Genomic DNA, 11,178 nt, shown 5'->3' on the forward strand with positions numbered 1-11,178 from the left:
CGGTTGCATTTAATTTTTAAACACTAAAAGCATGAAAACTGGAAAAAATGAATCAATAGTACCATTACAGTGATGCTTAAAAACGTCCATCCCTGCGTACGCCGGGATTTATCTCTCAAAATTGCCAGGTTGGGTTATTAGATGGATAGATGTTCATTCTCTTTTAATGTTTCATCCTCTTCATTCTTCTTTTCAGACTTTTTAGTTTTTGGCGGAGAACCGAGCGATTCTTCAGACTGTATTGTTGTAGGAATAATCGGATAATCTGCTACGGTTTTTTTCAATCGTTCTGCAATTATTTCTATTTTATCCATATCATGATGAACCTTCCTATCTGAAGTCTCAATTTCTGATTCGCTCAGCCCCTCTTTTTCCCCTTCACTCTCACTATCCCCATCGGATTCAGGTTTTCTTGTAAACGCATGCATTACTTTCTTTCCAAGTGACTTAAGCAGGGGATAAGTAACACGTCCCACAACATAAGCAAGTGCCAAAGAAGCCGTTGCGGCAAGTATTCCAAACCCTACAGGAGGGAGAAATATACAAACTACTGCACCAATGAACGCAAGAGCAGCAAAAGCAATGCCCACTGTTCTATCTACAACAGCCATTGCTCCCAATTTTTCTATTTTTTGCTTACATTGTTCCTGATCATCGTATAATTTTTTTAATACATTTAAGTCCACTTTAATATCTTTTCTTGCATTTCTGATTTCTTCTTCTAAAGAAGCATATTCCGCTGACCTCCCTTCTTTTTTCGCCTTTTTTGCCCTTTGCTCCAGGTTTTCTAAATCATCAAGTAAATAGTTGATTAAATTTTTTTTGCTATCAATCTTTTTTTCTATCTGGGCCAACTGATCTTTGAGCTCATAACGCTTGTAATGGAGCTTGGCCAAAGTGATGACACTTAAACCTAGTGCAGTGATGGAGGTAACTAAGGCGATAATAGGCGCTGAAGGAGGGAATACAATAGCAGTTATAGTAAGTCCTAGAATCACTGCTGAATACAAAAAACGGGCATTCCGAGATAAAGTAATCGGCGATTCTTGCTTGGTTATATAGGCACCCAGATAAATGCATGGGATATAAATAAAATCTAAAATACTCGTTACTAACTTAATAACGTGAAACCCTGTGCTTGCTGACTCTGTGGAATTACTTACGTGTCCTGCTACTTGCACCAGATGAGTAATTGCACTCCCGGATCCGTCTACAGAATCCATAAACTTATTAAAAAAAGGAAGCATCCGTAATATAGATGACGCAACGGACTTTTGGGAGGCTTTAGTGCCCCTCATTGAATTTAATTTTTTTCTTAAATATGCAGCAGAAAATTCTTCGAGTTCAATTTCGTCTTCAGTCTTATTAAAAAACATTTTTTTCTCTCAATAAAAATTGCCTACTTATTAACTAATATTATAACAAGCAATTATGATATGGAGATGAACAAAACATACTGCTGGAAGATATAATTGCCAATGCGCGCATCAAAAAGTTATTTGAATAGCTCCAATCGAATGCTTGCGACGTCTTTGCGGAGTTTTTAAACAAAATTAACGCATCCCTATTTCTTTAATATTGGGAGAATGGATAAAAAAGTGTATAATTCCTCTTTTTGTTTCACAAATATTGAGCAGTCATGAATCTTGAAAAATTATATGATGTCATTGTAGTAGGTGGTGGACATGCCGGTACAGAGGCTGCTTTAGCAGCAGCACGCATGGGGGCGCAGACTTTATTACTTACTCATAACATGGATTTGCTCGGCCAGATGTCTTGTAATCCTGCCATAGGAGGAATCGGGAAAGGACATTTGGTGAAAGAAATTGATGCCTTGGATGGGGCTATGGCAAAAGCCACTGATAAAGCAGGAATTCAATTTCGCACCCTTAACGCTTCTAAAGGACCTGCTGTTCGTGCTACTCGTGCACAAGCTGATCGCGTACTCTATCGACAAGCCATTAGGGAACAACTACAAACTCAAGAAAATCTGACTCTGTTTCAACAAGCTGTTGATGATCTACTCATCGAAGGAGAACGTGTAACCGCTGTTGTTACCCAAATGGGCCTTACCTTACGAGCTCGGGCTGTAGTACTGACTGTAGGTACTTTTTTGGGAGGCAAAATTCACGTGGGCATGAACCAATATGCAGGCGGTCGTGCAGGCGATCCACCTTCGATTGCATTGGCAAAAAGTTTGCGCGATCTTGATTTGCCTGTAGGCCGTTTGAAAACTGGGACACCGCCACGGATCGATCGTCGTTCTTTAGATTATAGCCAGATGACTGAACAGCCAGGAGATAAACCCATCCCCGTTTTTTCATATCTAGGTCATGTCAGCGATCATCCCGAACAAGTGCCTTGTCATATTACCCATACAACCGAAGCAACACACGACATTATTCGTAATAACCTGCACCAGTCTCCTATGTATTCGGGAGTTATTGAAGGAGTTGGACCTCGCTATTGCCCCTCTATAGAAGATAAAATTGTTCGTTTTGCAGATAAGTTATCCCATCAAATCTTTGTCGAACCTGAGGGATTAACTACTGAAGAAATCTATCCCAACGGCATTTCTACGAGTCTTCCTTTTGACGTACAAGTACAATTTGTACGGACGATTAAAGGGTTTGAAAATGCCCATATAACTCGACCTGGTTACGCCATAGAATATGATTATTTTGATCCTCGAGGCTTAACTTCATTCTTGCAAACCAAACCGATAGCCAACTTGTTTTTTGCGGGCCAAATCAACGGAACAACAGGCTATGAAGAAGCGGCGGCACAAGGAATTATTGCAGGTATGAATGCTGCCCTGTTAATAAAAGAAAAAGAGCTTTGGTGTCCGCGTCGAGATGAAGCATATATAGGTGTTTTAATTGATGACCTAATCACTTGTGGTACCCAAGAGCCCTATAGAATGTTTACTTCTCGTGCCGAATATCGCTTACTCCTACGTGAGGATAATGCCGATTTACGTTTAACTGCAAAAGGTAGGGAATTAGGTATAGTAGGTGAGGAACGTTGGCAGCACTTCTCTGCAAAACGCGAAGCAATAGAATCTACCCAGATCTTACTGCATAATGCTTGGGTACGTGTTGGCCATAATGAGATTTTTAAAGATATCCTTCTTAATCCCATGCAACATGATAATAGAGCCGCCGAATTTCTCAAACGCCCTGAAATTAATTATCAGCATTTATTAATGCTCGATGATTTAAACTTGCCCAAGCTATCAGCAGAAGTTAGCGAACAAATAGAAATTCAAAATAAGTATGCGGGCTATATCGAAAGACAACAGCTCGATATAGAAAAAATGCGTAAACATGAGAATACTTTATTACCTGACTCGTTGGATTACAGTGATGTGACAGGCTTATCTAATGAAGTGATTCAAAAACTGACCAAAATAAGACCATCTACTTTAGCCCAGGCTGGTCGTATTTCAGGAGTCACTCCTGCCGCCTTGTCGCTACTTTTAGTGCATTTAAAAAAACAGCGAATTGAGGTATGAAAGAACAAATAGCACAGATACAACCGCTTCTTATAGAAGGCTTGCAACAATTTGATATGGAAGCACTTAGCGCTTCTTTATCAGATTATTTATTCTTACTTAACAAGTGGAATTTAGCTTATAATCTCACTGCAATTCGTGATCTTGAGTCCATGGTCGGTAAACACATATTGGATAGTCTGGCTATTTTACCTTGGCTTAAAGGCACGCACATCATTGATGTAGGAACGGGAGCTGGTCTTCCGGGCATTCCACTTGCGCTAGCCAGGGCCGATTTAAATTTTGTTTTATTAGATTCTAATGGCAAAAAAACTCGTTTTCTGGCGGAAGTGAAACGGCAACTTAACTTAAAAAATGTTGAAATTGTTCAATTTAGAGTCGAAAACTACCGTCCAACTCAAGGTTTTGATACAGTATTAAGTCGAGCTTTTAGCAGCCTAGAACAAATGATTCAGTGGACGCAGCATCTTATTGTTAATAATGGAGTTTGGTTAGCAATGAAGGGGCGTTGTCCTGATACAGAATTGCATGAGATCAAGCAAAGCTGCAAAATAGAGCGATATACTGTGGCAGGTGTTGAAGGCGAGCGTTGTTGCGTCATTATTGAAAATCAACCTGGAATAAGAAGTTAACATCCTAGGGATCTGTTAGCATTTCGCAAGCTTGAACCAAAATGAGCCTGATTTTTGAGTGTCGACGCAGAAAATCAAGGCAGTTTGGCCAAGATAGTAGATATGCAAGCAGATCTTGGATGCTTGCTTATTCCGGTTTAACCAAGGAATAAATCATGGCAAAAGTGATAGCCATTGCCAATCAAAAAGGCGGAGTAGGCAAGACCACTACTGCGATTAATTTAGCGGCTTCTTTGGCAGCAAATCGACAACAGGTTTTATTGGTCGACTTGGATCCTCAAGGTAATGCCACTATGGGTAGCGGCGTAGATAAAAGCCAGTTAGTACATACGACTAATGATGTCTTACTTCATGATTGTCTTGCAAATCAGGCATGTCTTTCCACAACCAGTGGTTATGATTTAATACCTGGCAACGATGATTTAACTGTTGCTGAAGTAAGCCTAATGGAACGCAATCATCGTGAAACCTTTCTCTACAAAGCATTACAATCGATTCATAGTAATTATGACTTTGTGTTGATTGATTGCCCGCCCGCTTTGAATACACTTACAATTAACGCTTTTGTAGCTGCTGATTCCGTACTTATTCCTATGCAATGTGAATACTATGCCCTGGAAGGGTTAGCCGCTCTGCTTTCAACTATTGAACAGGTTAAAGCTTCAATAAATCCTCGATTGCATCTTGAGGGACTGCTGAGAACCATGTACGATGCTCGTAATCGATTGTGCTCAGAGGTTTCAAAGCAACTTATAGAGCATTTTCCAACTAAGGTTTATAGAACCGTAATTCCACGTAACGTCAGACTTGCTGAAGCACCAAGTCATGGATTGCCGGCCTTACATTACGATAAAACATCTCCGGGCGCAGCAGCCTATATGGTACTAGCCTCTGAGTTGATTAATAAACAGACTGTTGCAGGATAACTGGGGTATTTATGACAGCAAAACGTAGTAGTTTAGGACGTAACTTATCCGCTTTATTAAGCCAATCAAGTGGTAGTCTTTTAAATGAAAAACCGCAAATTGAAACGCTTAAGCTTGCAGTTGAATGTTTGCAACCAGGAAAATATCAGCCTCGCGGTGAAATGGAAGAAGCGCCGCTCATGGAGCTTGCCCAGTCAATCAAAAAGCAAGGCTTGCTTCAACCGCTTTTGGTTCGCGAACTGAATGATGGCCGCTATGAAATTATTGCCGGCGAGCGGCGTTGGCGAGCAAGTCAATTAGCTGGACTTACAGAAGTTCCGGTTATATTGAAGCAGGTTGATGACGAAACTGCAATGGCCATGGCATTAGTTGAAAATTTACAACGTGAAGATTTAAATGCGATGGATCAAGCGCGAGCCATGCATAGACTTACACATGAATTTTCATTAACACATCAACAAGTTGCCGATCTTTTGTGTAAATCCAGAGCAGCGGTAAGTAATTATTTAAGATTACTGGCTCTATCCGCTGGAGTTAAAAAGCTTTTGGAACATGGTGATATTGATATGGGGCATGCACGCGCCTTATTGATGTTAGAGGAAGAACAACAAAATCAGGTAGCCCAACTTATAGTTGCGAAAAACTTATCCGTACGGGAAACTGAAAAGCTTGTTGAACGAATTAAATCAGGTAAAACCAAAGAAGAACAACATCATACAGATCTTTCTCACTATCAGGATCAATTGAAAAATCTCTCACAACATTTACAGACACAAATTAAACTTAAACCGAGCAAATCAGGTAAAGGATCCTTAGTCATTCACTATGATAATGAACACAGCTTGCAAAATATTATTGATCAGCTCATTAGTGCATACTAACCTTTATTGGTTCCGGGCTTAGCGCCGCGAAACTCCGGCATCATTAATTCAGGCAATAAATTCTGTGCAGCTAAGATGTAATTTGGAGTCCGGGTATAACCCGGCGTGACTGTTAAGAGATTGGTGGAAAACCAAAGATATAATTCTGAAAGAAATAAATATTTAGACTACACTTATTATATAAGCTGGTTATATTGCTTGGAGCTGCAATGTTAATTCAGCCAGTTCAACCCGTATACATTCTAATAAAAATTGGCGAAGATGAATATTCAGGCCAACTACTTAGTTTATCTGAAGAAAATCTGGAATTTAAATGTGCTGCATATATTGAAAAAAATATCGAGGTCTCCTTTTTCGCAAAACATTTTCGCGGCCTAGCAACCATTCAGGAAATTAAATTTGATCATTCTTTCTTTACCTATCAATTAACAATTCAAGAAATTCAATTCCAACCTGGATTATTAATCAATACACGGTTATAAAGCTATTAGGATACGAAAGAGCAATATAGGAGTGAACAGGCTTAATTTGCTAATTTCTCCCTCTAGCCTTTACAGAAAGGAAAGTTGAGCTTCGGCCTGACATGTTGAGCCTATCGTCCTTAGCTGCCAAGCCAAAGATAGTTGGTGGTTATTTTGTTCAATTAATGCGTCATCCCCACGTTGGCGGGAGCCATTTGTATTTTGGCAATGTGCCTTCACAGGAATGACAATATCAACTTTTCTGCATGCTTGACGTCTATGGCTTTGCCAGACAAGCCGATGTTTGATCTTGTTATCTTATAACCAGTAAACAAAAATAAACAGGAATAACCAAACGACGTCTACAAAGTGCCAATACCAGGCAACCCCTTCAAATGCAAAGTGTCGTTCTGGCGTAAAATGCCCCCGTTTACAGCGAACTGTGATTACAATCAGCATAATTGTACCAATGGTTACGTGTAACCCGTGAAATCCAGTCAGCATAAAGAACGTCGTTCCATAAATACCTGAGGCTAGAGTTAAATTCATCTCGGTATATGCTTCATGATACTCATAACCCTGCAACGCCAGGAACGTTAAACCTAATGCAATTGTTAAAACCATTCCGATAATTAACTGCTTTTGTTTCTGTAATTTTAAAGCCCAATGAGCCCAGGTAATAGTTACCCCAGAAGTTAATAATATAAGCGTATTTATTGCTGCTAACCCCCAGGCTCCCATTGCTTCATGGGCTCCGGCAAAAACGTAATTATCCGGATTAATAAGCACAGGCCAGTTTGCCACAAAATCAGGCCAGAGTGTAAAGTGAGTAATTGGATGTACTTCGCCGCCTAAAAGTGGAACAGACCAAAGACGTGTGTAGAACAAAGCACCAAAAAATGCGCCAAAAAAACAGACCTCAGAAAAAATAAACCAGCACATTCCCCAACGAAATGATCGATCAACTTGCTCGTCATAGACTCCTTTTGCGTTTTCATAAATTACTTGGCCAAACCAACCAAATAGCATAAAAACCATGATTGCAAAACCAATGGTGAATATATAGGGACCATACCAGTCATTATGTAGCCAAGATGCTGAACCTACAAGGGTAGTAGTTAACCCAATTGATGCAACCAAAGGCCAATGGCTTGGTTTAGGGATATAATAAGTACCATGTCCTCCCATTATATTTTAATCTCCTGTTTCAATAGTCTGTTTTTGAAGCTCTCTTTAACGGAAGAGCCTATTCTACATAAATTGCTCGATCTGCTAATTTCATTTAAGCGAAGTTATTTGTGTATATATCACAAGGTTCTACCCATTCAAAACCTGCAGTCGTATATTAACCTTTGTCTGTTACATCAAATAAAGTATAGGACAGCGTAACTGTCTGTACTTTTTCAGGCAAATCAGCATCCAGATGAAATAACAAAGGCATATTCATTGCTTCATGTCCATTCAATGTTTGCCGTGCAAAGCAAAAACACTCCGTTTTTTTCAGATACTTAGCAGCAATCCCTGGCGTAACACTGGGTATTGCCTGAACTGTCATCGGATGATCAGTCCTATTTTCTGCATAAAACGACAACCTGGCTATTTCGCCAGGATGTACCTTAATTTTTCGTATTTTGGGATAGAATGCCCAAGGAACACCACTGTTATTTGTAGCAACAAATTCAACAGTTATTTCTCTGCTTTTGTCTACTCTAGCTTTGCTTACATCATATGCTACCGCTTCAGGATTCGTTTTACCATTAATGCCCAATGTCCTACATAGACTGTTATAAATTGGCACTAATGCAAATCCAAAGGCAAACATCCCCAGCACGAGGCCTGATAATATAATGAGCAGCCGATGATGCCCTTTTTGCTTTTTCATACAGCTAACCTATAAATCTAACTTCGGTGGAGTGGTAAAAGTATGGTATGGAGGTGGCGACGGTAATGTCCATTCTAAACCATACGCACCTTCCCATGATCTTCCAGCAGCAATATCTTTTTTAGTGCCTTTTTTCCTGATGGTAGCGATCACATTATATAAAAATAAAAGCTGAGTAAATCCAAAAATGAAGGCACCAATTGAAGAGATCATATTAAAATTAGCAAATTGCAATGCATAATCTGGAATCCTTCTTGGCATTCCTGCTAATCCTAAAAAGTGCATCGGGAAGAACGCTACATTCACTGAGATAACAGACAGCCAAAAATGCCATTTACCTAACAATTCGTTATACATATGTCCAGTCCACTTAGGAAGCCAGTAATACGTAGCGGAAAACAGGGCAAAAATTACACCAGGAACCAGAACATAATGGAAATGAGCTACGACAAAATAGCTATCTTGGTACTGGAAATCCGCAGGAACTAATGCCAGCATTAGTCCTGTAAATCCTCCTATAGTAAACAAAAACACAAAAGCCAAAGCAAATAACATGGGTGTTTCAAAGGTCATAGAGCCACGAAACATTGTACTTACCCAGTTAAATACCTTAATGCCGGTGGGAACCGCAATAAGCATCGTAGTGTACATGAAAAATAATTCCGCACCCAGTGGGATACCTGTTGTAAACATATGGTGTGCCCAGACAATAAATGACAATACAGCAATACTGACGGTAGCATAAACCATAAAGTAGTAACCAAATAAAGGCTTACGGCTAAAAGTAGGTATAACTTCAGAGATAACACCGAAAGCGGGTAATACGAGAACATATACCTCAGGATGCCCGAAAAACCAGAACACATGTTGAAACAATATGGGATCACCACCACCTGCTGCGCTAAAGAAGCTAGTGCCAAAATGACGATCGGCCAACATCATGGTTACCGCTCCAGCCAACACAGGCATAATTGCAATCAATAAAAAGGCAGTAATTAACCAAGTCCATACGAACATAGGCATTTTCATCAGAGTCATGCCAGGAGCTCGTAAATTTAATATCGTCGCAATAATATTAATCGAACCCATAATGGATGAAAGACCCATCATGTGGATTGAAAAAATCATAAAATCGGTACTAGGGGGAGCATACGTAGTCGATAGTGGCGCATACATTGTCCAACCAAAGTTAGGACCACCTCCAGCATGAAATGTGGTTGAAAGTAATAATGTAAAAGCAAAAGGTAAAATCCAAAAACTCCAGTTATTTAAGCGAGGCAGCGCCATATCTGGAGCACCGATCATCATTGGAATTTGCCAATTCGCCATTCCAGTAAATGCCGGCATTACCACCCCAAACAACATGATTAAGCCATGTAGGGTGGTCATTTGGTTAAAGAAATTGGGATCAACGAAACGATGACCTGGCTGAAATAATTCTGCCCGAATGACTAAGGCCATACCGCCAGCTAAGAAGAAGCTGATCATTGCCAACCACAAATAAAGTGTGCCTATATCTTTATGGTTTGTAGTAAACAACCAGCGTTTTATAAATCCTAAGACGCCCTTACCTTGTTCAGGACCATGATCGTCATGTTTTTCATCGTGCGCTAATGTATAACTACTCATTGCAAACCTCCAGCTTGAACTTTATTAACCATGGTTGGTTGTTGATTAGCTTTCTGACGTTGTGTAGCAACCTCTGCGGCTTGAACTACATCATTAGTATTATTTTCCCAGGCATTACGCTCATAGGTCGCAATCGCAGCAATTTCTTCATCGGTAAGTTGATCTTTATACGGCTGCATTGCAGAGCCGGCAACACCATTGAGTATTATATCTATATGTCGTGAAACAGGATGACCGACTGCTACAGAACTGCCTCTAAGTGCCGGGTACATAGGTGGTATACCTCTACCATCAGCTTGATGACACGGAGCACAAAACTGTTCGTATTTTTGCTTCCCAAAAGCAAGTAGCTCATCCCGGGTCATCGTTTTCTGTGTTGCAGCAACGGCTTCCCCTTGAGTGTACCGATCTTCTTTTGTTGTTTGTGTTGCAACCCACTTATCAAAGTCTTCCTGATTTAATGCTTCAACTACGATTGGCATAAATCCATGATTCACCCCACAAAGTTCGGCACATTGTCCTCTATAAGTCCCCGGTTTGTCTATTTTAGCCCACGCCTCGTACATGAAACCAGGTATCGCATCACGTTTAATTCCTAATTCAGGAACCCACCAGGAATGTACTACATCATTTGAGGTTACTAAAAATCGAATTTTCTTATTAACAGGAACAACTAATGGTTTATCTACTTCCAACAAATACCACTCATTTTTTTTCTGTCTATTCTGAATTTGATCAAATGGCGTGGATAAGGTGCTAAAAAAACTAATTCCCTGGTCTAGATACTCATACTGCCATCGCCATTGATAGCCTACTACTTTTATAGTTAGTTCTGACTGTTTTGTATCATCCATACGAATCAAAACGCGTGTGGCGGGTATTGCAAGTCCAACGAGAATTAAGAATGGAATAATGGACCAGACAACTTCCAGGCGGGGATTATCATGAAATGAAGCGGCCTTATATCCTTTAGATTTCCTATGATGAATCATGGAATAGATCATGACGCCAAATACAACGACCCCAATAATGGCGCAGACTACCATACAAACCATATGCAGGTAATATGCATCTTTACTGATAGGAGTCACCCCCCGATACATATTTAATTGCCAAAAATCCACGGCGAATATTGGTTGGCTCGTAACCCAGATACCTAGCATCGTTAATAATCTACAGATCTTTAACCTGTTTAACATCCCCATTCCTCGTCTTGTCAAGAAACCAGACTAATCTGGCTCCAATTTATTTTT

10 protein-coding genes are annotated in these 11,178 nt (G+C 40.0%); 5 read left to right on the forward strand and 5 right to left on the reverse strand.

The features are described 5' to 3' along the window. Positions 1–137 precede the first annotated feature (137 nt). A complete protein-coding gene (locus Lpar_RS03405; RefSeq protein ID WP_058516593.1) occupies positions 138–1,376 on the reverse strand; it encodes a coiled-coil domain-containing protein in 1,239 nt (412 codons plus the stop codon). A gap of 263 nt (positions 1,377–1,639) precedes the next feature. On the opposite strand from Lpar_RS03405, the gene mnmG reads away from it, so the two are divergent. From mnmG to Lpar_RS03430, 5 genes are all read left to right on the forward strand, one after another. Continuing rightward, entirely contained in the window at positions 1,640–3,514 is a 1,875-nt protein-coding gene (mnmG, locus tag Lpar_RS03410; protein ID WP_058516594.1) for a tRNA uridine-5-carboxymethylaminomethyl(34) synthesis enzyme MnmG, read from the forward strand. Beyond that, on the forward strand, positions 3,511–4,146 hold the full coding sequence (rsmG, locus tag Lpar_RS03415) for a 16S rRNA (guanine(527)-N(7))-methyltransferase RsmG (protein WP_058516595.1): 636 nt from the start codon (positions 3,511–3,513) through the stop codon (positions 4,144–4,146). The genes mnmG and rsmG overlap by 4 nt, the downstream gene beginning before the upstream one ends. A gap of 155 nt (positions 4,147–4,301) precedes the next feature. Next, positions 4,302–5,072: a ParA family protein gene (locus tag Lpar_RS03420; protein ID WP_058516596.1), complete on the forward strand. Its 771-nt coding sequence runs from the start codon at positions 4,302–4,304 to the stop codon at positions 5,070–5,072. 11 nt (positions 5,073–5,083) lie between these two features. After that, positions 5,084–5,953, forward strand: coding sequence for a ParB/RepB/Spo0J family partition protein (locus Lpar_RS03425; protein WP_058516597.1), 870 nt, complete (start codon positions 5,084–5,086; stop codon positions 5,951–5,953). A gap of 209 nt (positions 5,954–6,162) precedes the next feature. Next, positions 6,163–6,435 carry a hypothetical protein gene (locus Lpar_RS03430; RefSeq protein WP_058516598.1) on the forward strand — a complete coding sequence of 91 codons (273 nt, stop codon included), beginning with the start codon at positions 6,163–6,165 and terminating at the stop codon, positions 6,433–6,435. Between the two features lie 297 nt (positions 6,436–6,732). Here Lpar_RS03430 and Lpar_RS03435 read toward each other — a convergent pair whose 3' ends face one another. The 4 genes from Lpar_RS03435 to coxB form a co-directional block, all read right to left on the reverse strand. Then, on the reverse strand, positions 6,733–7,602 hold the full coding sequence (locus tag Lpar_RS03435) for a cytochrome c oxidase subunit 3 (protein ID WP_058516599.1): 870 nt from the start codon (positions 7,600–7,602) through the stop codon (positions 6,733–6,735). A gap of 157 nt (positions 7,603–7,759) precedes the next feature. Then, positions 7,760–8,296: a cytochrome c oxidase assembly protein gene (locus tag Lpar_RS03440; RefSeq protein ID WP_058516600.1), complete on the reverse strand. Its 537-nt coding sequence runs from the start codon at positions 8,294–8,296 to the stop codon at positions 7,760–7,762. A 9-nt stretch (positions 8,297–8,305) separates the two neighbouring features. Continuing rightward, on the reverse strand, positions 8,306–9,925 hold the full coding sequence (gene ctaD / locus Lpar_RS03445; protein ID WP_058516601.1) for a cytochrome c oxidase subunit I: 1,620 nt from the start codon (positions 9,923–9,925) through the stop codon (positions 8,306–8,308). Next, positions 9,922–11,124, reverse strand: a complete 1,203-nt coding sequence (gene coxB / locus Lpar_RS03450; protein ID WP_058516602.1) for a cytochrome c oxidase subunit II — start codon at positions 11,122–11,124, stop codon at positions 9,922–9,924. The genes ctaD and coxB overlap by 4 nt, the downstream gene beginning before the upstream one ends. Positions 11,125–11,178: the final 54 nt, after the last annotated feature.

Origin of the sequence: Legionella parisiensis (assembly GCF_001467945.1) — a bacterium.
GTDB lineage: Bacteria > Pseudomonadota > Gammaproteobacteria > Legionellales > Legionellaceae > Legionella > Legionella parisiensis.

What these genes read in the sequence shown, in the direction of transcription:
- Lpar_RS03405 (WP_058516593.1), bottom strand. Translation starts at nt 1,376, where the DNA reads ATGTTTTTTAATAAGACTGAAGACGAAATTGAACTCGAAGAATTTTCT.
- mnmG (WP_058516594.1), top strand. Translation starts at nt 1,640, where the DNA reads ATGAATCTTGAAAAATTATATGATGTCATTGTAGTAGGTGGTGGACAT.
- rsmG (WP_058516595.1), top strand. Translation starts at nt 3,511, where the DNA reads ATGAAAGAACAAATAGCACAGATACAACCGCTTCTTATAGAAGGCTTG.
- Lpar_RS03420 (WP_058516596.1), top strand. Translation starts at nt 4,302, where the DNA reads ATGGCAAAAGTGATAGCCATTGCCAATCAAAAAGGCGGAGTAGGCAAG.
- Lpar_RS03425 (WP_058516597.1), top strand. Translation starts at nt 5,084, where the DNA reads ATGACAGCAAAACGTAGTAGTTTAGGACGTAACTTATCCGCTTTATTA.
- Lpar_RS03430 (WP_058516598.1), top strand. Translation starts at nt 6,163, where the DNA reads ATGTTAATTCAGCCAGTTCAACCCGTATACATTCTAATAAAAATTGGC.
- Lpar_RS03435 (WP_058516599.1), bottom strand. Translation starts at nt 7,602, where the DNA reads ATGGGAGGACATGGTACTTATTATATCCCTAAACCAAGCCATTGGCCT.
- Lpar_RS03440 (WP_058516600.1), bottom strand. Translation starts at nt 8,296, where the DNA reads ATGAAAAAGCAAAAAGGGCATCATCGGCTGCTCATTATATTATCAGGC.
- ctaD (WP_058516601.1), bottom strand. Translation starts at nt 9,925, where the DNA reads ATGAGTAGTTATACATTAGCGCACGATGAAAAACATGACGATCATGGT.
- coxB (WP_058516602.1), bottom strand. Translation starts at nt 11,124, where the DNA reads ATGTTAAACAGGTTAAAGATCTGTAGATTATTAACGATGCTAGGTATC.